Consider the following 20633-nt stretch of genomic DNA (forward strand, 5'->3'; position numbering starts at 1 on the left):
AGAAACAAGATGAGACTGTTTAAGCGCTATACACCGAATATGATCGCTAAGCACGTAAGTCGCCTATTTAAAGGGCGCATCTATATCTATGGTATCGGCAAGTTTGAATTTGATAATGGCAAATTAATTTTGCCAGAAAAGGCAGAGCAGCGGCACTTTCAAACGGTAAAAGAAGTGAACCAAGAAATCATGCGCCTGCGCTGCGCACACGCTTAACTTATTGAAAAAATTAAGGGTTAGCATCAAACTAACCCTTATAATATCTATGCTAAATTAACCCTACGGTTTAGGGCTGATGAACTTGACCAGTCATTTTAGCTAACTCTGGCAACTCTCCTTTTAAGCCAAGCGCGCGCTTCATGATTTCATCTTTAGCGCCTGGCAAATGCCCAACCAGTTGCATTCCTAAACCACGAATCAGTTTCTTCGCAGGATTATTCCCTTCAAATAGATCCTTAAAACCCTGCATCGCAGCTATCATTTTGGCAGCTTCAGCTTTGCGCCACCGTTCATAATGGCGAAGATTACGTTTTGCACCAATATCTTCCCCATTTTGCCACAACGCGATCACTTCTTGTGCAAGACTGGCAGCATCAAGCAAGCCTAAGTTAACCCCTTGTCCAGCCAAAGGATGAATGGTGTGTGCAGCATCACCAACCAGAGCAACACGTTCTAAAACAAAATCACGGGCATAACGCATTTTTAATGGGAACGCTTGGCGCTCACCAACAACACGGCACAAGCCTAAACGCGCATCAAACTCTGTTGTGAGTGCTTGGCTAAACTTATCATCGGTTAATTCTAATAAGCGTTCCGCACGAACAGGGTCGGTCGACCATACCATCGAACACATGTGAGGATCGGACATCGGTAAGAAAGCCAACGGTCCCATTGGAGTGAAGATCTGTCTTGCAACTCCCCCATGAGGCTCCACAGTACGAACATTAGCCACAATAGCACTGTGTCCATAATCCCAATGAGTGAGCGGGATATCCATCTGCTTGCGTACCCAAGAGTTTGCACCATCAGCAGCAATCAGTAGTTTAGCGGTTATGGATTGCCCATCATTAAGGGTTAACCAGGCCTCACTTTCACCAATCGCGACGCTTTGTACTGTCTGTGGAATATGTAAAGAAACATTCATTTGTTTCTTTACTTGCTCTAGCAAAGCAAGCTGAATCACTCTATTTTCAACAATGTGCCCAAGATTAGGCTGTGTCATTTGAGAAGCGCTAAATTCGATGCGTGAGAAACTATCCTGCTCCCAAACTTCCATCGCGGAGTAAGGTGAGGCACGGCGAGACAAAATGCCATCCCATGCATTGAGGTTACGTAAAATCATCTCCGTTGAACGGCTTAATGCAGACACTCGAACATCCGGTAGCTCGGCGAGGTTTTCATCAGGAAGACGTCCCTCGATGACAGCAATACGTAGATCGGTGTTTTTCAATGCAGCCGCCATTGCTAAACCCACCATACCACCACCTACAATTGCAATATCCACACTTTGCATCATATTTGATTACCTTTTATCGATTCACTATTCCCAACGTTCGTTTGAGCAATGGAGCTTTAAGTTGTGCACAGTTATCCATTAATGCAAGCCCCACATTTCGTCCGGCACTAAGCGTTGGAAGATCATTTGAAAACAGGTGAACAAGTGAAGAAGTTAATCCGATCGTCATTTGACGATCATGTTCACGTCGAGTTTTATAGCGCGTTAATTGTTGATAACTACCAAGGGCATCGCCATGTGTAAGCTCTTCAGCCAAGCTGGCAACATCGCGAATTCCAAGGTTGAACCCTTGTCCTGCGATAGGATGTAAGGTTTGAGCTGCATTCCCCACGATAGCAAACCGGTGAGATACCACTTGTGAGCGTGTACGCAATACCAGTGGGTATGAGGCTCTCTGACCAACTCTAATCATTTTACCCAGTCGCCAACCAAAGGCTTGTTGTAATTGTTCGAGAAACTGCTCATCACTGCAATTAAGCAATGCATCCACCTGATGCGGAGGCTGGCACCATACCAGAGACATCCGTTGACCACTCATTGGCAGCAAAGCTACAGGACCATGTGTCGTAAAACGTTCAAAGGCTCGACCTTCATGCGGTTGACTTACTTCGACATTTGCAATCACAGCATGTTGACCAAAATCATGCTCATCAAGCCCTAAACCTAATTGCTCACAGCAAGTAGACAATGCCCCATCTGCGGCTACCAACATCTTACTTTGCAACTGACTACCGTCAGACAAAGTGACAGAAACCGACTCTTGGTCGCGCGCTACTTCAGTCACACTGAGCGGACAATACTGCGTGATTTGTTCGCATTGACTTATTTTAGTTTGGTAGATTTGTCCCACATCCGCCAATTCAATTACATATCCCAACGCATCTAAGTTAGCTTCCTTATGGTCAATGTCGGTCATGCCAAAGTGGGAACGATCAGACACATGAATATGCGTGATTGGCGTAGCTACTGCATGCAAATCATCCCAGAGACCAAATCGCTTGAGCGTATTTACCGTTCCATAGGAGAGAGCAATCGCTCGAGAGTCAAAACCTGGATGTGCCCCTCCTTTCGGTTGATAGGCTTCAATCACCGCAATTGACAAAGATTGCTGACTTAATTGGTTCAATGCTAAAGCTAATGTGCCACCAGCCATTGCACCACCAGCAATAATTACATCAAATGACTTCACGCGTTTGCTCCCCTTAAACACTTAATGTGACGTTATATAATTAGTGCAACGTTGGTTTTTTTTCTTGTTTTGGTCGAACTCCAAATTCAGCATGTAAAGTGAGAACACAGGCTTTTACGTGTTCAATCACTTGTTCGAGTAATTCCGCCTGCTCTGCCAAATCGTCGTCTTCATCAATCCCCAACTTGGCCATCTCTTCTAGATCTTCCAATGCTTCACGAGCTGCAGGAGACGCTTTTTTGGTATCGGCACCAGCAAGACCTAGCCCAGAAATAAAATGGTTAATCCACTCAGCAACGCCGTCGGCTAGCTCAAATACCGCATTTTCGCCCGAGACTTCAGGTAGGTTGATCGTCAGCTCCATACTCAATTGGCTAAGTTGATTGAATGTGGCTTCTAACATATTTTTAGCTTGAGACAGCAAGAACACTGGCCACCCCATACCATCGTTAGTGTAATCAAACAACAGAGGTTGCCATGAAGAGCCTTCCAGAGTTAACCCTCCGGCAGCAAATCCGGTGAGCAAACCGTGCAATTCTGCAGGCGTCATATCCAAGCTGGCTTTTTTTAGTTCATTCGTCAGGTCTGCGTAATCTGGGAAAATGTTGTCGCTCATAAAATAGGGCTCTGTTGTATTAAATAATCCCCATCCTATCACTTCAGCGATCTGGCGAAAACGTACAAATAGTTATCCTGCACACCTTTTAGTCAAATTGCCCAATAACTGAGTTTTTGCTTCGTGTTTTAAGACTTAACCGAGTGAAAAGCTTGAATCTTACAACGGCTTTTCCTATAGTTGGCGCTCGATACCAAATAACGGTATGGTATCTTTAGTTACGCTAACAGAGTTCACTAATCATGAGTAATCAAGCGGTTGACGTTGAAATTTTAGGTAAAATCACTCGAGTCAATTGTCCATCAGGACAAGAAGAGTCATTGATTGGTGCAGCCAAAGATCTTGATCAGCGATTGAAAGATATGGCCGAGCGTACTAAGGTAACCAATGAGGTGAAACTCCTCACGATTGCGGCGTTGAATATCTGCTATGAGCTCCATGAAGCTAAGCAACAACAAAGCGATAAAGATAAGATGCAGGAACGTATGGAAAAGCTGACCGCATCGTTAGAAGACGCATTAAGTAAGGTCAAGCCAGGACAGCTTTAACCTAATGCATCAAGAATTTACCCTGGAGTGTTCGTGTCGGGATTGAAGTCCCTGAGCCGATAAGCAACGAAAAAGGGTTGGTACTTGATAGCTATTGAGCAAGCTCGGCTTGTACCGAGAAGCCTACGGTTATCATTGCTAGCCCGCCTTGAACCAGCTGGTTCAAGGGTCCTAATCCTAAACGGCACTCTGGGGTTCCCTATGTCAGATCATCGTAATCAATTACGGCAGTTGATTCGTCAGCGTCGTCGTCTACTCTCCCAAGAGCAACAAAACCAAGCAGCCCATAACCTTGTTGACCAATGCATGCAACAGGCGTTTTTCCAGGCCAGTCAACATATCGCTATCTATCTCTCTACCGATGGCGAATTGAATACCCAGCCACTTATTGATGCATTATGGAATGCTGGAAAATCTATCTATCTTCCAGTGTTACACCCTTTTTCCCAAGGTCACTTACTGTTTCTCCATTACCAAAAAGAAACACCGATGACACTGAATAAGTTTGGTATTCGCGAGCCTAAACTTGACCAACGCTTGATTATTCCGGCTACCGAACTCGATATTATCTGCACCCCTTTGGTTGCTTTTGATAGCACCTGTCAACGGCTTGGTATGGGGGGAGGCTATTATGATCGAACTCTCACACCTTGGTTTCAGACGAGAGAGGGAGCGACACCGATAGGTCTTGCCCATGATTGCCAACACGTTGACGCTATTCCAACAGAGGCATGGGATGTACCCCTTCCCTCCATCATCACCCCAAACCAATTATTCACCGCAAAATAGATATTCAACTTGAGCTGGTAGAACGCTGCGAATTTCATGGAAATGAAGCCGAATTCGCAAAATTGTTCCATCCCCTACTCATTTAGCCTGAAGATAAAGGGTTCAGCTTCAAGTCCCTAAGCTATCGGTATATAATCCCGCCCGTATCTGACCCCCTTTAAATTGCTATCAGGAGATTGGCATGACTCAAGATGAAATGAAAAAAGCCGCAGGTTGGGCTGCTTTAAAGTACGTTGAAAAAGGCAGCATTGTCGGTGTTGGTACAGGTTCCACTGTTAATCACTTCATCGATGCATTGGGTTCAGTAAAAGACGATATTAAAGGCGCAGTATCAAGCTCTATCGCTTCAACAGAAAAACTCAAAGCGCTTGGTATTGAAGTTTACGACTGTAACGATGTCGCGATGCTTGATATCTATGTGGATGGTGCAGATGAGATCAACCCGCTACGTGAAATGATCAAAGGGGGTGGTGCAGCACTCACTCGCGAAAAAATTGTGGCGGCCATTGCCAAGAAATTTATCTGCATCGTCGACGGTACTAAAGCGGTTGATGTATTGGGTAAATTCCCACTACCAGTCGAAGTTATCCCAATGGCGCGCTCGTTCGTTGCTCGCGAACTAGTGAAGTTGGGCGGCGATCCAGTTTACCGTGAAGGTGTAACCACAGATAACGGCAATGTGATTTTAGACGTACATAATATGCACATCAGCCAAGCAAAAGAGCTTGAAGACAAAATCAACGGATTACCAGGCGTAGTAACGGTAGGTCTATTTGCCCACCGTGGTGCAGATGTTGTGATCACTGGCACAGCAGAAGGTGCACATATAGAAGAATAAGCTCTTCTTTATACAGACTTTTATCAACGGCACTGCAAAGTGCCGTTTTTTTTGGAGCAAAAATTTATTATGCCTTATTCCGTAAATTTCTTACCCAAAGAACAAAAAGTTTGTTAATTTAGTGGTCAGAAGATGCCCGACGAAAACGTTTGCTTTTCATAACAAGACTCAATAACCTATTTGAGCTCAGGTGTATCTTAGCTTCCCCTTCCATATTTAAGGACGAGAATAATGGCCAAAGTTTCATTGGAAAAAGACAAGATCAAAATTTTGCTACTTGAAGGTGTTCACCCATCAGCTGTTGAAGTTCTGCAATCTGCAGGCTACACCAACATTGAATACCACAAAGGCTCCTTACCAGAAGAAGAGCTCGTTGAAGCAATCAAAGATGTGCATTTTGTCGGTCTTCGCTCGCGCACTCACTTAACTGAGAAAGTGATTGACGCTGCTGAAAAACTTGTGGCTATTGGTTGTTTCTGTATCGGTACAAACCAAGTTAATTTAGATGCAGCAGCAAAACGCGGGATCCCTGTTTTTAACGCCCCATTCTCAAACACACGTAGTGTGGCAGAATTGGTTCTAGCTGAAATGATCATTCTATTCCGTGGCGTCGCAGAGAAAAATGCTCTTGCGCACCGTGGTATTTGGAAAAAAAGTGCTGACCACTCATTTGAAGCTCGCGGCAAAAAACTCGGTATCATCGGTTATGGACACATTGGTACCCAGCTAAGTATCCTTGCAGAAAGTCTTGGCATGTATGTTTATTTTTATGATATTGAAAATAAACTCACCCTAGGTAATGCGACTCAAGTTCACACCATGAGCGAACTGCTTAACATGTGTGATGTCGTAACACTTCATGTTCCTGAAACTCAAGACACCAAAAACATGATGGGCAAAGACGAATTTGCTCGCATGAAACCTGGTTCTATTTTCATTAACGCCGCGCGCGGAACGGTTGTTGATATTCCAGCTCTATGTGATTCACTTGAATCCGGCCACCTTGCTGGTGCTGCTGTTGACGTATTCCCAACTGAACCTGGATCAAATACTCAACCATTCGAATCACCACTAATGAAATTCGATAATGTTATCTTGACTCCACACGTGGGTGGTTCAACCCAAGAAGCGCAAGAAAACATCGGGATCGAAGTTGCTGGTAAACTAGCGAAATATTCAGACAACGGCTCAACACTGTCTAGTGTTAACTTCCCTGAAGTATCACTACCAGAACAACGTGATTGCTCACGCTTGCTGCACATCCACGAAAACCGCCCTGGTATACTGAATCAAATCAACACAATCTTTGCAGAAGAAGGTATCAACATCGCGGCGCAATACCTACAGACATCACCAATCATGGGTTATGTTGTGGTTGACGTACAAGCTGCTCGCTCTGAAGAAGCTTTGGAAAAATTAAAGCAGATTCCAGGCACTATTCGCGCACGTATTTTGTTCTAATACTAATAGTTGTACCACCAGCGCTTTTGCTAGACATAAAAAAACCAGCCTCGGCTGGTTTTTTTTATTGGTGTGTAACCTCATGAAGATTAACTGCGTAACGCACGCTCACCACGAGAAATACCGACAATACCACTTCTCGCCACTTCGACCACTTCCGTAAATTGAGCAACCGACTTAACGAAAGCATCAAGCTTGTCACTGGTTCCCGCCATTTGTACTGTGTAGTGTGTCGGTGTGACATCGACAATTTGACCACGGAATATATCCGCCATACTTTTCACTTCTTCTCGGGAAGCGCCTGTCGCTTTCAACTTAACTAACATCAACTCACGCTCAATATGTTCGAACTCAGTGACATCTTGTACCTTGAGTACATCAATAAGTTTATGAAGCTGCTTCTGAATCTGCTCTAATTGCATACCATCAGAATTTGTCGTGATATTGAGGCGCGACAAAGTTTCATCATCCGTTGGAGATACGTTCAGGCTTTCGATGTTGTAACCGCGTTGAGAAAAAAGTCCAACAACACGAGACAAAGCACCAGGTTGGTTTTCCAATAACAGCGAAATAATATGTCTCATGTTAAGTTCTCTCCGTTTTGCTCAGCCACATTTTGTCCATTCCTTCACCCTTGATTTGCATAGGGTAAACGTGCTCCGTTTCGTCAACATTAATGTCAACAAACACGAGGCGATCTTTCATTGCGAGTGCCTTTTTCAAGCCATCTTCTAGCTCATCTGGATGAGATATTCTTACACCAGCGTGGCCATAAGCTTCGGCGATCGCAACAAAGTTAGGAACAGAACTCATGTATGAGTTGGAGTGACGACCATGATAGATAATATCTTGCCACTGTTTAACCATACCTAAGAATCGGTTATTTAAGTTAATGATTTTGACAGGGATATCGTATTGCAGTGCTGTAGATAGCTCCTGAATATTCATCTGGATACTACCGTCCCCTGTCACCACAACAACTTCTTCTTCAGGATGAGCAAACTTTACTCCCATTCCAGCTGGTAAACCAAACCCCATCGTGCCTAAACCACCTGAGTTGATCCACTGTCTTGGTTTCGAAAATGGGTAATATAAAGCAGCAAACATCTGATGTTGACCCACATCAGATGCAACATAAGCTTTACCTTCCGTTAGACGATACAAGGTTTCAATAACTTGTTGAGGTTTAATACGCTCAGAACTTTTGTCATAGGCCAAACATTGACGTTCTCGCCAGCCATTAATTTCACTCCACCATTGTTCAATGGCCTGAACATCGTTGTGATGCTCTTTATCACCCAGTAGTTTCAACATGGTGTCGAGAACTTTGTCGGCCGAACCAACAATAGGCAGATCAACGGGTACGTTTTTCGAAATAGAGGAAGGATCAATATCAATGTGCATGATCTTGGCATTTGGACAATATTTTTCCAAATTGTTAGTGGTACGATCATCAAACCGAACCCCGATCCCGAAGATCAAATCCGCGTTATGCATTGCCATATTGGCTTCATAAACACCATGCATTCCAAGCATACCCAGAAAGTTTTGATGTGTACCGGGAAACGCCCCCAGCCCCATCAATGTACTTACAACAGGTAAGTTAAGCGACTGAGCCAATTTCAATATTTGCTGATGAGCTTCTGAGATGATTGCCCCACCACCAATATACAACACAGGTTTTTTTGCCTCGAGCAAAGCACTCAATGCTTTCTTTATTTGCCCTTTATGACCAGTAGTGGTTGGGTTGTACGAGCGCATTTTAATTGTTTCTGGATAGCTGTAAGGCAGCTTAATCTGCGGGTTCATCACATCTTTTGGCAGATCAATCACTACGGGACCTGGTCGTCCTGTTGAAGCAATGTAAAACGCTTTTTTTATCGTTTCAGGAATGTCTTCAGCTTTCTTAACTAAAAAGCTGTGCTTTACAATCGGACGAGAGACACCAACGATGTCACACTCTTGGAAAGCATCATTACCAATGAGATTGGTCGCAACGTTACCAGAGATAACAATCATTGGAACGGAATCCATGTAGGCTGTCGCAATGCCAGTGACAGTATTGGTTGCTCCAGGACCAGAGCAGACAAGAACAACACCGGGTTTACCTGTAGAACGGGCATAACCATCGGCCATGTGAGTAGCCGCTTGTTCGTGACGAACTAATACGTGTTTAATTTTGTCGGTTTTTTCATGAAGGGCATCATAAATGTCCAGTACTGAGCCACCTGGATAACCAAAGATTTGCTCAACACCTTCTTCAATCAGAGATTGCACGACCATCTCTGCGCCGGATAACATCGCCATTTTTTCTCCTTAATCAATCACTAATTACGAGGTCAGTTATTAGGATTGAATTACATAGTCTAGGGCTTATTCGTAGCCTAATTCGAAAACATTCCGCTTTCAGCTATGTCCCACACTTGTCATAACAAGTGGCGGGGAATCGGAGATACTTTAACCGCTAAATCGTTTAAGATCTAACGTGCTCTTGAGCACATTTTTAATAAGATATGGTAAAAATGTAAAATATAAGATAACAACACTAGTATCTTTGTTAAAAGCAGAAGAATAACGAGATTAAACTTGGAAATAAGCAGAATATTTCGTTGAAAAAACTACCTATATGCAACTTAATCTCATCAGGTGAACAGAATCACAGTAAAAAGGGTAACCTCGCTAGGCTACCCTTTGTGTTCTTCGTTATGCGCCGTGAATTATTCTCGGTACATCTCTTCAATCTCATCTTCATACTTATTATGAATAATTTTACGTCGTAGTTTTAATGTCGGGGTTAATTCCCCTTCATCCATAGAGAAGGCTTTTGGCAGTAGCTTGAAGCGTTTTACTTGTTCAAAGCTAGGTAACTCTTGTTGCAACTCATTGATGCGCTTTTCAAACATCTCCACTATCTGGCTATCTTTGAGAAGCTCTAACCTATCGTGATATTTGATGTTCAATTGCCGCGCGTAGCTTTCTAGCGTGTCATAGCAAGGAACAATTAACGCGGATACAAACTTACGTGTATCTGCAATCACCGCAATCTGTTCGATAAAATGGTCTTTGCCTATCGTCCCCTCGATCACTTGAGGCGCGATATATTTACCCCCAGAGGTTTTCATCAACTCTTTTATACGATCAGTAATAAACAGGTGACCATGCGCATCTAAGTAGCCCGCATCACCAGTTTTTAAATATCCATCAGCATCGAATGCTTGTTCAGTTTCCTGTTCTAACTTGTAGTACCCTCTCATCACCATTGGGCCTTTGACTAGAATTTCATTCTCATCACCAATACGCACATCAACACCTGGCATTAGTTGACCAATAGAGTCGGGATTAAAGGTAAAATCTTCCCAGCAAGAAACAGTGGCAGTAGTTTCTGTCATGCCGTAACCGACTTTGACGTTAATCCCTAACGAATGAAAGAAACGGCCTATGGTTGGATCCAGTTTCGCACCACCACATGGCATCAATGTCAGGCGCCCACCTAACAGATCGCGTAACTTCTTCAATACCAACTTATCCGCCCAGCGGTAGTTCAGGTTGAGTAATGCTGATGGCGTTCGATTTTCCGCTTTACACTGAGCACGCTTCGCCCCCATGTTGACAGCCCAAGTAAACAACATCTTTTTCACGACACTGGCTGTGGTGACTTTCTCATGTACGGCAGCAAATATTTTTTCATAGAAACGAGGGACGGCACACATCAAAGTAGGACGCACCTGCTGCAAAGCTTCGCGCACTATTTTGACATCGTGCAAATAGCAGTTAGTCGCACCTTTATAGAGAACATAAAACGTCCAAGCGCGCTCAAATACGTGGGATAACGGTAAAAAACATAAAGATATGTCGGATGTAGTGACATTCAAACGCTGATCATGGCTCCACATTTGTGCGCTTAAATTGGCATGAGTCAGCATCACCCCCTTCGGCTGCCCTGTTGTTCCCGATGTATAAATCAGAGTAAACAGATCATCTAGGCTCGCTTGTTCAAGACGCACAGCAAGATCGGTAGAATGCTCTGCATTTGAGTTGGCAAGGAAGGACTCCCAAGTCATCACATACGGTAGAGAAGAAGGCACATCACACTGCCCCATCACCACTATCAACTCGAGCTTCTCACACTCATCAAACAAAGCTGTCGCAATGTGGAGCTGCTTTTCACCGGCGACAAACAAAACCCGCATATCTGCGTTATTCACGATAAAACGAGTTTGCTCAAGTGTGTTGGTTGGATAAATGGGAACAGTCACGGCTCGCACTTGCAGAGCAGCAAGGTCAGCAATCGTCCATTCAGGCATGTTAGAAGCAAAGATACCGACTTTATCTTGAGCAGCAATACCAAGCTCAAGCAATGCTAGGGAGACACGATCAACATCTTGACCAAATGCTTGCCAAGTGATGTTTTGCCATTGAGCGTCAGCATAATATTTTAAAGCGGTCGCATTTCCACCGAGTGAAATACGTTCACGTAGTTTTTTAACAATATGAAAGTCTAATTCTGCCATCTTTTCTACCTTTAGCTTACAACTGTAAGCCTTATGAGGTCGCACAGTTTACAGGCAGAGTGTTAAAAGGCAACTGACAAACATCAAAATTAAGCCTGCAATTAGTAAGGAATAGACAGAAAAAAGCCCCAAATCACAAAAAGTGCTTTGGGGCCAAATGAGGCGCAAAATAAATTATTTCGTAGCGACAACTTCACCACAAATCATCATCAATTGATCACGTAACCAAATGTGACCTTTATCTTTTTCGCTCGATTCATGCCAGCTTAGATAACCATGGATTTTAACATTATCAAATGGGCAGGAAACGATTTGCAATTGGTCTTTATTCGCCGCATTTTCAACCATCCAACGTGGCGCAATAGTCACGAGCTCAGATTGACCAACCACGTAGAGTACATTGCTTAAACTGGTTCCCTCATAGCTTGAATGGCAATCAAGTTCACGATAAGCCTGCTCAGAAAAACTGCGTTGACCATGAACACGAGACAATTTTGCATGCTGCTCGCGAATCAGTGTTTCGCGTGACACGGAACCTTGAATACGAGGGTGAGTTTTCGCCGTAACGACGACTAACTCATCTTGGAAAATTTCAGTGCTTGAAAAGCCTTGCTCGTCAAAACGCGCATAATCAATAACGAAGTCGATCTCTTGATAACGCATACGCTCAGCAAGCATACGGTCAAACTCCGCATCTAAATGCAATTTTACATTAGGAGCAATCTGCTGGATTGACTGCATGATCTTCGGTGCAAAACGAATATCACATGGACTGCAAATAGCAAGTTTGAACAAGCGAGTTGATGTTTCAGGAGAGAAAACAGAGCTAGGAAGTTCGTTGCGAATCAGTTGCAGAGCTTGACGAATTGGACCAAACAGCTGACGAGCACGCTGTGTTGGTTGAATACCACGACCTTGACGCATAAACAGTTCGTCATTAAACATCACTTTTAGGCGCGCAACGGCATTACTTACCGCAGGTTGAGACATACCTAAATTGTGAGCAGCACGGGTAATATTTTGCTCTTGCATAACCGCGTCAAAAACTGTGAGCAAGTTTAAGTCAACGCCGCGTAAGGTACTTTCCATTCGATAGCTTGCAATGGCACTCATTGCATCTTTTCTTTCTACTTTATCTAACATACTGATCTTTGCCTCGGTATCGATTTTTATAGTGATTTCGAGTGATGTTTGGGATTGGTATTCCAAACGTTTTACCGTAATAAATAAGCAGGACTTCTAATATTTATCACTCGGATAGTTTAAGCATGGCAACTACTATCAACTAATTCGTACACGAATGGCAACAAGATTGATAAAAAGTCACTTATTTTTATAAGTGAACTAACACTTTTCAATACATATCATGACCTTGTATATTTATAAAAAAAGATAAAAACGTGATATTGTGCAAATTTAAAGCTAAATGGCGCATCCATATATTGCACTAAAGGGCAGTAAATTATCATTCATCACACAAATAACATTGCACCTTATCGTTTGAGCAACCGATTTCTTAGTCATGTTTAATGATAATCAGAGGTGTTAATGATGATGCTAATTTATAAAAATGTGGCATAACTAGGGAAAGAAACTTGTTGCCAAAGACTGCTATGCAATTCCTTTGTGCTTCCCCAATCTCCTTGCAATAACCAATTCGCAATCTCTTGAGCAACATCCGGATACACGACTTTTTCTGCGGGCTCTTCAGAAATCCATTCACGAATAGCAACCAAATCGACTCGTTTCATCATCGACGCTAAACTTAAGCATTCTAGTGTGGCTACATTACTCATCTGTTCAAATTGGCCATTTAATGGTTTTAATAGCAACTTTTTACCAAGGGAAAGCGCCTCTGATGGTAGTTCAAATCCACCGTTAGCTATAACTCCACGACATTGGCGTAAATGTGTTTGGAAATAGACATGAGAGAGCGATCTAACTTCAACGTTATTGAGTTCATGGTTATGAGTAACATCTGGGTGATAACAAATAAAACGCTGGTCAGGTATTCCATGTAACACTCGCAACGTGTTACTTAAGTCTTCAAAAGGCAAATAGACCAAAAAGAAATTACAACTCTGCGTTACCAGCTCTCCTTTATGAATAATGGGTGGCAATATTGGCTGATCAAAATGATACCAATGCAACCCAATGTAATGCTCAGCTGGGGCAAATTTATGCATGATCACTTTATCTAGCCAAGATGCTCCTTTCAGAGGAACTTGATAACGAAACGCATTTTGATGACTAATGCTAATTGATGTTTTTCCTTGCCTACGAGCAGACCATGCCGAAACAGGTTCAAAATCATTCAGCACGAGGTCATAACCGCTTAGGTCAAGCTGTTCAATGTCCTTGAAGAATCGAAATATATTATTTTTGGTTGCTGTATCTCGATAATCAACCTTGCCGTTTTTACTAATAAAAGTAAGACCGCGGCGTGTTTGATAGTCGCCAAAATCATCCATTGAAAAATATTTGCTTTCTTCTCGCCCAGAAAAAAGGAAGTCCACCTGAACTCCCTTTTCTTTTAAAGAATTTGCCATTTCTCTCGCTCGAGCAATATGACCGTTGCCAGTGCCTTGCACACCATAGAATATCTTCACAAGCGACTCCCCAACAAAATCAATGACAAAGTGGCGCAACCATTTCCGAGCAGTGCCCCAATAATGACATCACTTAAAAAGTGAACACCTAGCATAATTCGAGCGCCGCCTATCAGAGTGGCCCAAATAAATGCCATTCCTGCAATGTCGGGATACCAATGCCCCATTAAAGTTGCCATAACGAATGCTGCAGCAGTATGACCTGAGGGCAAACTGTACCTATCAGAAGGGGTAATAAAGGCAGGCAGTAAAGGCGATAATTCCTGAGGGCGACGACGTTGAAAACTGTTCTTTAATACCCAGTAAAGCGGTAATTCAAGTAAAAAAGCCAATAAACCCGCAATGACAAACCCTCTACCATAGACGTTATCAATCCCCCACGCTAAGCAGGCAAATAGCACATATAAATGTCCATCTCCAGTGTGCGAGACCGCTTTACTTACGCGTGCTAAAGAATGACTATAACGGTGCTGTAAGCAATAAAAGGAGAAGGCAAAATCCAATTTGGCTATAGGTTGAATCGCTTTCATACCCATGTTCCCTCTTGCGACATTAAGACAATTCCCTGAGTTATCTGTTAACAAAATTAGTAGTGTCATATGACAAACGAGTGATCTTTTTTTTGAAAGCAGATGACACTTACAAAAGAAGGGAACAAACATAACAAATTAGTAAAAGAGCCGGCTTAATAGAGTTAAGGAGGGTTATTAAATGCCCTTTCTAACGACATGATTATCATGCGCTTATTTGGACTACTTAATTTATTTGCATAAAAAATCAACTTTAAGGTTGACGTTACAACTCGAGTGCGGTACTAATTTGTTAACTTAAATTTGTGGATGTTACTAATAATGACAATTCGTTTTTCACTGCTCCTCAACCTCCTCCTTATCGTGAAACAATCGCGCGGGTAGGCTGTGGACGAAAAACACCACAACGAAGAATCAAAAAAACCCGCTTAAAGCGGGTTTTTTTATAATTAAATCCAGGAAGTAAACGATTAACTCTCGGAATGAGGAAACAAACATGAGTGACCAGGTCATAATATTCGACACAACATTGCGTGATGGTGAACAAGCATTATCAGCCAGTCTTACCGTAAAAGAGAAACTGCAAATTGCTTACGCACTTGAACGCCTTGGCGTTGATGTGATCGAAGCGGGCTTTCCTGTTTCTTCTCCAGGTGATTTTGAATCGGTTAAAACTATTGCGAAACACATAAAAAACAGCCGCGTTTGTGCTCTTTCTCGTGCCGTTGAGAAAGACATCGATGCAGCAGCAGAAGCATTGAAAGTCGCGGAAGCTTTCCGTATTCATACGTTTATTTCCACTTCAACTGTGCACGTTCAAGACAAACTTCGCAGAAGTTATGACGACGTAGTGGAAATGGGGGTGAAAGCTGTCAAGCACGCTCGCAAATACACTGACGATGTCGAATTTTCGTGTGAAGATGCAGGCCGAACGCCAATCGACAATTTATGTCGTATGGTTGAAGCAGCAATCAACGCTGGTGCCAAAACAATCAATATTCCAGATACGGTAGGCTACACCGTGCCAAGCGAATTTGGCGGTATCATTGAATCTCTATTCAATCGTGTTCCTAACATCGACAAAGCGATCATTTCTGTTCACTGTCATGATGATTTGGGTATGTCTGTCGCAAACTCTATTGCTGCCGTTCAAGCGGGAGCTCGTCAGATTGAAGGAACCATCAATGGTATTGGTGAACGAGCTGGTAACACGGCACTTGAAGAAGTCGCGATGATTCTAAAAACTCGCCAAGAGTTCTTGAGTGGAGTGAGAACGAACATCAAGCATGAAGAAATCAGCCGTACGAGTAAGTTGGTCAGCCAACTATGTAATATGCCAATTCAAAGCAATAAAGCGATTGTTGGTGCCAACGCTTTTAGTCACTCTTCAGGCATTCACCAAGACGGCATGCTAAAGAATAAAAACACTTACGAAATCATCACGCCAGAATCCATCGGCTTGAAGAACCAAGGTCTAAACCTAACTAGTCGTAGTGGTCGCGCAGCGGTTAAAAGCCATATGGAATCACTAGGTTACAGTGAAGAACAGTACAATTTGGACGTGTTGTACGATAACTTCCTAAAACTTGCCGATAAAAAGGGTCAGGTTTTTGATTACGACCTAGAAGCACTGATGTACTTCTCTAATCTGCGTGATGAAGATGATTTCTTTAAATTGAACTATTTGAGTGTGCAATCTGGTAGTGTAATGGCTACTACAAGCATCAAGTTGCAGTGTGGTGACGAAGAGAAATGTGAAGCAGCAGTCGGAAACGGTCCGGTAGACGCTTTATATCAGTGTATCTATCGTGTTACTGGCTACGACATTGTACTAGACAAGTTTGATCTAACCGCAAAAGGTGAAGGTGAAGATGGTCTTGGACAAGCCGATATCATTGCTAACTACAAAGGCCGTAAATATCACGGTACTGGCGTATCAACGGATATCGTCGAAGCTTCCGGACAAGCACTATTGCACGTAATTAACAGCATTCATCGTGCAAACGAAATTGAACAAATCAAACAGAATAAAAAAATTGCTACCGTTTAAGATAACAGCAAAGAAAATTAAACATAATTGAGACGAATAGGATTCGCATGACAAACACAACATACAAAATTGCCGTTTTACCAGGAGACGGCATTGGACCAGAAGTAATGCAACAAGCACATAAAGTGCTAAATGCAATCGAAGCTAAATACAATCTAACTTTCACTCGTGAAGAGCATGATATCGGTGGCATCGCAATTGATAACCACGGTAAACCGTTGCCCGACACCACTCTTGCTGCTTGTGAAGAGTCTGATGCCATTCTTTTCGGCTCGGTTGGTGGCCCTAAATGGGAACACCTAGCACCAAATGATCAACCTGAACGTGGTGCATTGCTTCCTCTACGTAAACACTTTCAACTATTTTGTAATTTACGTCCTGCGCAAATTCACCAAGGACTAGAAAATTTCTCTCCACTTCGCGCAGATATCTCTGCCCGCGGTTTTGATATTGTTGTAGTACGTGAATTAACAGGTGGTATTTACTTCGGTCAACCGAAAGGCCGTGAAGGTGAAGGTGCCAATGAAAAGGCATTTGATACCGAGGTGTACCACCGATATGAAATCGAACGCATTGCAAAAATCGCTTTTGAATCAGCTCGCTTACGTCGTAAAAAAGTCTGCTCTATCGATAAAGCCAACGTACTTCAAAGTTCGATCATGTGGCGTGAAATCGTGACAGAAATCGCGAAAGATTACCCAGATGTAGAATTGACTCACATGTACATCGACAACGCGACAATGCAGCTAATCAAAGATCCATCTCAGTTTGACGTTCTGCTTTGCTCCAATATCTTTGGTGATATCCTTTCTGATGAATGTGCAATGATCACAGGCTCAATGGGAATGCTGCCTTCAGCTAGTATCAATGAAAGTAAATTCGGCTTGTATGAACCTGCAGGTGGTAGTGCTCCAGACATTGCTGGCAAAAATATCGCAAACCCTGTTGCCCAAATATTATCTGCAGCCCTAATGCTACGTTACAGCTTAGGCGAAGAATCTGCCGCTCAAGACATTGAAGCTGCAGTAGGTAAAGCACTAGCAGCTGGTCAATTAACTGGCGACCTAGCCGGTGATAAACCTGCGCTATCGACTAGTGAAATGGGCGATATTATCGCAGCTTACATCTCTAACTCATAATAAGTGAGGCCAATCAATGGCCTCCTTTTGCTCTTCGAGCACAAAGGATACAAGCAATGTCAAACGCAAAAACCTTATACGAAAAAATTTACGACGCACATATCGCCGTTGCAGCTGAAGGTGAAAACCCAATTCTGTATATCGATCGACACTTAGTACACGAAGTGACATCCCCACAAGCATTCGACGGCTTACGTGAAAAAGGACGTAAAGTCCGTCAAGTGAACAAAACATTTGCGACGATGGACCACAACGTATCAACCACCACCAAGGATATTAACGCCTCTGGTGAGATGGCTCGTATCCAAATGGAAACGCTATCGCAAAACTGTAAAGAGTTTGGTGTCACTCTGTTCGACATTAACCATAAATATCAAGGTATCGTTCATGTAATGGGTCCTGAGCTGGGTATTACCCTACCAGGCATGACGATTGTTTGTGGTGATTCTCATACAGCAACACACGGTGCATTTGGTTCACTAGCATTTGGAATTGGCACTTCAGAAGTTGAACACGTTCTAGCAACACAAACCCTAAAACAAGCCCGCGCCAAGACCATGAAAATTGAAGTAAAAGGGAAAGTCGCACCGGGTATTACCGCTAAAGATATCGTTCTCGCCATCATAGGAAAAACAACCGCTGCTGGCGGCACAGGACACGTTGTGGAGTTCTGTGGTGAAGCCATTCGCGACTTAACCATGGAAGGTCGTATGACGGTATGTAACATGGCGATTGAGTTAGGTGCTAAAGCGGGCCTAATTGCTCCCGATGAAACAACTTTCGAGTACATCAAGAACCGTCGTTATGCCCCTTCAGAAGCAGATTGGAATGACGCTGTTGAATATTGGTCTTCACTAAAAACAGACGAAGGTGCAGAGTTTGATACCGTTGTAACTTTAGAAGCTAAAGATATTCGTCCACAAGTTACATGGGGAACCAATCCAGGCCAAGTAATGGCTGTTGATGGGACTATCCCTTCTCCAGAAGATTTTTCAGATCCTGTAGAAAAAGCCTCAGCCGCTAAAGCACTTGCTTATATGGGGCTAGAAGCAGGCAAAAAACTGTCTGATTACCCAGTAGATAAAGTATTTGTTGGTTCTTGTACTAACTCGCGTATAGAAGACATGCGAGCAGCTGCAGAAGTAGCAAAAGGCAAAAAAGTCGCAGCACATGTTCAAGCTCTTATCGTACCGGGTTCTGAACAGGTGAAAGCACAAGCCGAAGCAGAAGGCTTGGATAAAATCTTTATCGAAGCTGGCTTTGAATGGCGTCTACCGGGTTGTTCTATGTGTCTTGCGATGAACAATGACCGCTTAGGTGCTGGTGAACGCTGTGCATCAACCTCTAACCGTAACTTCGAAGGTCGTCAAGGTCGTGATGGTCGTACCCATCTAGTTAGCCCTGCAATGGCTGCTGCTGCTGCAATCGCGGGTCACTTTGTCGACATTCGCGAAATTCACTAATCATAGAGGACATTATCATGACAGGTTTTAAACAACACACTGGTTTGGTTGTGCCTCTTGATGCGGCCAACGTCGATACCGATGCGATCATTCCTAAGCAGTTTCTTCAGAAAGTAACCCGTACAGGCTTTGGTAAACACCTATTTCACGATTGGCGTTTCTTGGATGACGCTGGTGAGCAACCAAATCCAGAGTTTGTCCTAAACAAACCCCAATACCAAGGCGCGAGCATCTTACTTGCACGTGAAAACTTTGGCTGCGGCTCATCTCGTGAACACGCTCCTTGGGCACTAGCTGACTACGGTATCCAAGTGATGATTGCACCAAGCTTTGCCGATATTTTCTACGGCAACTCAATCAACAACCAAATGGTACCAGTTCGTCTGACAGAAATAGAGGTCGATGAGATCTTCCAATTTGTTCAAACAACAGAGGGTGCAGAGGTTACTGTTGATTTGGAAACAATGAAAGTCACAGCTAACAGCAAAGAGTACAATTTTGAGATTGATGAGTTTCGCCGTCATTGCCTACTAAATGGTTTAGATAATATCGGTTTGACACTGCAACATGCTGATAAAATTGCCGAATACGAAGCCAATATTCCTAACTTCTTAAAATAGTGATTTGCTATACCAGCATAACAACGATTCAAAAAGCTGCCATGGGCAGCTTTTTTTGTATTTGCTATCAACGATACACACCATGACACTACATGAGTTGAATCCGTTTCGGCACCAATAATACTGGTAGAATTGATGTACTACATATACCTCGATTTAATGGAGATAGCTTGTGTTCATTAGCAAATGAACAAGAGTAGGTAGCTGAAAAGAGATGATATTTTAGCAGGAGTTAAAACGAGAAAACCCCAGCCGTTGGGCTGGGGTTTTAAAATAAAGCCTAGCAATGTCCTACTCTCACATGGGGAAGCCCCACACTACCATCGGCGCTAATTCGTTTCACTTCTGAGTTCGGCATGGAATCAGGTGGGTCCAAATCGCTATGGTCGCTAAGCAAATTTTGTTATTACTGAGTCAGTTATATCGCTCAATAATCTAAATAATGGTGCTGATACCCAGAATCGAACTGGGGACCTCATCCTTACCAAGGATGCGCTCTACCGACTGAGCCATATCAGCACAAATGTCTTGTCAGACTAAAAAAGCCCGTGATAACACGGGCCTTCTATGAAATTAAAGCCTGGCGATGTCCTACTCTCACATGGGGAAGCCCCACACTACCATCGGCGCTAATTCGTTTCACTTCTGAGTTCGGCATGGAATCAGGTGGGTCCAAATCGCTATGGTCGCCAAGCAAATTCTTTAATTCGGAAAGCTGTTTTTATAAAGTCTCAACACAATTCAAGTGTCTTAA

General features: G+C 43.2%; 18 protein-coding genes, 1 tRNA gene, 2 rRNA genes and 1 other RNA gene. 10 read left to right on the top strand and 12 right to left on the bottom strand.

The window, feature by feature from the left end:
* The first annotated feature begins 9 nt into the window (after nt 1–9).
* Nucleotides 10–216, top strand: a complete 207-nt coding sequence (locus JCM16456_RS13270; protein ID WP_068715109.1) for a DUF1107 domain-containing protein — start codon at nt 10–12, stop codon at nt 214–216.
* A 70-nt stretch (nt 217–286) separates the two neighbouring features.
* Here JCM16456_RS13270 and JCM16456_RS13275 read toward each other — a convergent pair whose 3' ends face one another.
* Genes JCM16456_RS13275 through JCM16456_RS13285 form a run of 3 tightly spaced genes read right to left on the bottom strand, consistent with a single transcriptional unit; the run spans nt 287 to nt 3321 of the window.
* Nucleotides 287–1516 carry an FAD-dependent 2-octaprenylphenol hydroxylase gene (locus JCM16456_RS13275; RefSeq protein ID WP_068715111.1) on the bottom strand — a complete coding sequence of 410 codons (1230 nt, stop codon included), beginning with the start codon at nt 1514–1516 and terminating at the stop codon, nt 287–289.
* 13 nt (nt 1517–1529) lie between these two features.
* Nucleotides 1530–2705 (bottom strand): 2-octaprenyl-6-methoxyphenyl hydroxylase, encoded by a 1176-nt coding sequence (ubiH, locus tag JCM16456_RS13280; RefSeq protein WP_068715113.1) that lies wholly within the window; start codon nt 2703–2705, stop codon nt 1530–1532.
* Between the two features lie 40 nt (nt 2706–2745).
* The gene (locus JCM16456_RS13285) at nt 2746–3321 is read right to left on the bottom strand and encodes a YecA/YgfB family protein (protein WP_068715115.1); all 576 of its coding nucleotides are present in this window, start codon (nt 3319–3321) and stop codon (nt 2746–2748) included.
* A 242-nt stretch (nt 3322–3563) separates the two neighbouring features.
* Here JCM16456_RS13285 and zapA point away from each other — a divergent pair, with 242 nt between their 5' ends.
* The 5 genes from zapA (at nt 3564) to serA (ending at nt 6957) form a co-directional block, all read left to right on the top strand.
* Nucleotides 3564–3869: a cell division protein ZapA gene (gene zapA, locus JCM16456_RS13290; protein WP_068715117.1), complete on the top strand. Its 306-nt coding sequence runs from the start codon at nt 3564–3566 to the stop codon at nt 3867–3869.
* 16 nt (nt 3870–3885) lie between these two features.
* A non-coding RNA gene (gene ssrS, locus JCM16456_RS13295) (6S RNA) lies at nt 3886–4069 on the top strand.
* 1 nt (nt 4070) lies between these two features.
* The gene (locus JCM16456_RS13300) at nt 4071–4658 is read left to right on the top strand and encodes a 5-formyltetrahydrofolate cyclo-ligase (RefSeq protein ID WP_068715119.1); all 588 of its coding nucleotides are present in this window, start codon (nt 4071–4073) and stop codon (nt 4656–4658) included.
* A 181-nt stretch (nt 4659–4839) separates the two neighbouring features.
* On the top strand, nt 4840–5496 hold the full coding sequence (rpiA, locus tag JCM16456_RS13305) for a ribose-5-phosphate isomerase RpiA (protein ID WP_068715121.1): 657 nt from the start codon (nt 4840–4842) through the stop codon (nt 5494–5496).
* Between the two features lie 231 nt (nt 5497–5727).
* Entirely contained in the window at nt 5728–6957 is a 1230-nt protein-coding gene (gene serA, locus JCM16456_RS13310) for a phosphoglycerate dehydrogenase (protein WP_068715124.1), read from the top strand.
* An 89-nt stretch (nt 6958–7046) separates the two neighbouring features.
* On the opposite strand, the gene ilvN is transcribed toward serA, so the two are convergent.
* The 6 genes from ilvN to JCM16456_RS13340 all read right to left on the bottom strand — a co-directional run bounded on the left by ilvN (nt 7047) and on the right by JCM16456_RS13340 (nt 14607).
* On the bottom strand, nt 7047–7541 hold the full coding sequence (ilvN, locus tag JCM16456_RS13315; RefSeq protein ID WP_068715126.1) for an acetolactate synthase small subunit: 495 nt from the start codon (nt 7539–7541) through the stop codon (nt 7047–7049).
* A 1-nt stretch (nt 7542) separates the two neighbouring features.
* Nucleotides 7543–9264, bottom strand: a complete 1722-nt coding sequence (locus JCM16456_RS13320; RefSeq protein ID WP_068715128.1) for an acetolactate synthase 3 large subunit — start codon at nt 9262–9264, stop codon at nt 7543–7545.
* 410 nt (nt 9265–9674) lie between these two features.
* On the bottom strand, nt 9675–11468 hold the full coding sequence (locus JCM16456_RS13325) for an AMP-dependent synthetase/ligase (RefSeq protein WP_068715130.1): 1794 nt from the start codon (nt 11466–11468) through the stop codon (nt 9675–9677).
* A gap of 174 nt (nt 11469–11642) precedes the next feature.
* Nucleotides 11643–12611: a transcriptional regulator LeuO gene (leuO, locus tag JCM16456_RS13330; protein ID WP_068715132.1), complete on the bottom strand. Its 969-nt coding sequence runs from the start codon at nt 12609–12611 to the stop codon at nt 11643–11645.
* A 419-nt stretch (nt 12612–13030) separates the two neighbouring features.
* Nucleotides 13031–14077, bottom strand: coding sequence for an MJ1255/VC2487 family glycosyltransferase (locus JCM16456_RS13335; protein WP_068715134.1), 1047 nt, complete (start codon nt 14075–14077; stop codon nt 13031–13033).
* Nucleotides 14074–14607: a phosphatase PAP2 family protein gene (locus JCM16456_RS13340; protein WP_068716084.1), complete on the bottom strand. Its 534-nt coding sequence runs from the start codon at nt 14605–14607 to the stop codon at nt 14074–14076. The genes JCM16456_RS13335 and JCM16456_RS13340 overlap by 4 nt, the downstream gene beginning before the upstream one ends.
* 496 nt (nt 14608–15103) lie before the next feature.
* On the opposite strand from JCM16456_RS13340, the gene leuA reads away from it, so the two are divergent.
* The 4 genes from leuA to leuD are packed head-to-tail and all read left to right on the top strand — an operon-like array spanning nt 15104 to nt 19879.
* Nucleotides 15104–16657 carry a 2-isopropylmalate synthase gene (leuA, locus tag JCM16456_RS13345; protein WP_068715136.1) on the top strand — a complete coding sequence of 518 codons (1554 nt, stop codon included), beginning with the start codon at nt 15104–15106 and terminating at the stop codon, nt 16655–16657.
* Between the two features lie 47 nt (nt 16658–16704).
* Complete coding sequence (gene leuB, locus JCM16456_RS13350; protein ID WP_068715138.1) at nt 16705–17796, top strand: 3-isopropylmalate dehydrogenase; 1092 nt, start codon at nt 16705–16707, stop codon at nt 17794–17796.
* A 56-nt stretch (nt 17797–17852) separates the two neighbouring features.
* Complete coding sequence (leuC, locus tag JCM16456_RS13355) at nt 17853–19259, top strand: 3-isopropylmalate dehydratase large subunit (RefSeq protein ID WP_068715140.1); 1407 nt, start codon at nt 17853–17855, stop codon at nt 19257–19259.
* A gap of 17 nt (nt 19260–19276) precedes the next feature.
* Nucleotides 19277–19879, top strand: a complete 603-nt coding sequence (leuD, locus tag JCM16456_RS13360; RefSeq protein WP_068715142.1) for a 3-isopropylmalate dehydratase small subunit — start codon at nt 19277–19279, stop codon at nt 19877–19879.
* A gap of 278 nt (nt 19880–20157) precedes the next feature.
* Here leuD and rrf (JCM16456_RS13365) read toward each other — a convergent pair.
* From rrf (JCM16456_RS13365) to rrf (JCM16456_RS13375), 3 genes are all read right to left on the bottom strand, one after another.
* Nucleotides 20158–20273: ribosomal RNA gene (gene rrf / locus JCM16456_RS13365) — 5S ribosomal RNA — on the bottom strand.
* Between the two features lie 49 nt (nt 20274–20322).
* A tRNA-Thr gene (locus JCM16456_RS13370) sits at nt 20323–20398 on the bottom strand.
* A gap of 59 nt (nt 20399–20457) precedes the next feature.
* Nucleotides 20458–20573 (bottom strand): 5S ribosomal RNA (rrf, locus tag JCM16456_RS13375).
* Nucleotides 20574–20633: the final 60 nt, after the last annotated feature.

It is taken from the genome of Vibrio tritonius, from assembly GCF_001547935.1.
Taxonomy (GTDB): domain Bacteria; phylum Pseudomonadota; class Gammaproteobacteria; order Enterobacterales; family Vibrionaceae; genus Vibrio; species Vibrio tritonius.

What these genes read in the sequence shown, in the direction of transcription:
- JCM16456_RS13285 (WP_068715115.1), bottom strand. Translation starts at nt 3,321, where the DNA reads ATGAGCGACAACATTTTCCCAGATTACGCAGACCTGACGAATGAACTA.
- leuA (WP_068715136.1), top strand. Translation starts at nt 15,104, where the DNA reads ATGAGTGACCAGGTCATAATATTCGACACAACATTGCGTGATGGTGAA.
- ilvN (WP_068715126.1), bottom strand. Translation starts at nt 7,541, where the DNA reads ATGAGACATATTATTTCGCTGTTATTGGAAAACCAACCTGGTGCTTTG.
- leuC (WP_068715140.1), top strand. Translation starts at nt 17,853, where the DNA reads ATGTCAAACGCAAAAACCTTATACGAAAAAATTTACGACGCACATATC.
- JCM16456_RS13270 (WP_068715109.1), top strand. Translation starts at nt 10, where the DNA reads ATGAGACTGTTTAAGCGCTATACACCGAATATGATCGCTAAGCACGTA.
- JCM16456_RS13275 (WP_068715111.1), bottom strand. Translation starts at nt 1,516, where the DNA reads ATGATGCAAAGTGTGGATATTGCAATTGTAGGTGGTGGTATGGTGGGT.
- leuB (WP_068715138.1), top strand. Translation starts at nt 16,705, where the DNA reads ATGACAAACACAACATACAAAATTGCCGTTTTACCAGGAGACGGCATT.
- zapA (WP_068715117.1), top strand. Translation starts at nt 3,564, where the DNA reads ATGAGTAATCAAGCGGTTGACGTTGAAATTTTAGGTAAAATCACTCGA.
- serA (WP_068715124.1), top strand. Translation starts at nt 5,728, where the DNA reads ATGGCCAAAGTTTCATTGGAAAAAGACAAGATCAAAATTTTGCTACTT.
- JCM16456_RS13320 (WP_068715128.1), bottom strand. Translation starts at nt 9,264, where the DNA reads ATGGCGATGTTATCCGGCGCAGAGATGGTCGTGCAATCTCTGATTGAA.
- leuD (WP_068715142.1), top strand. Translation starts at nt 19,277, where the DNA reads ATGACAGGTTTTAAACAACACACTGGTTTGGTTGTGCCTCTTGATGCG.
- leuO (WP_068715132.1), bottom strand. Translation starts at nt 12,611, where the DNA reads ATGTTAGATAAAGTAGAAAGAAAAGATGCAATGAGTGCCATTGCAAGC.
- JCM16456_RS13325 (WP_068715130.1), bottom strand. Translation starts at nt 11,468, where the DNA reads ATGGCAGAATTAGACTTTCATATTGTTAAAAAACTACGTGAACGTATT.
- JCM16456_RS13340 (WP_068716084.1), bottom strand. Translation starts at nt 14,607, where the DNA reads ATGAAAGCGATTCAACCTATAGCCAAATTGGATTTTGCCTTCTCCTTT.
- rpiA (WP_068715121.1), top strand. Translation starts at nt 4,840, where the DNA reads ATGACTCAAGATGAAATGAAAAAAGCCGCAGGTTGGGCTGCTTTAAAG.
- JCM16456_RS13300 (WP_068715119.1), top strand. Translation starts at nt 4,071, where the DNA reads ATGTCAGATCATCGTAATCAATTACGGCAGTTGATTCGTCAGCGTCGT.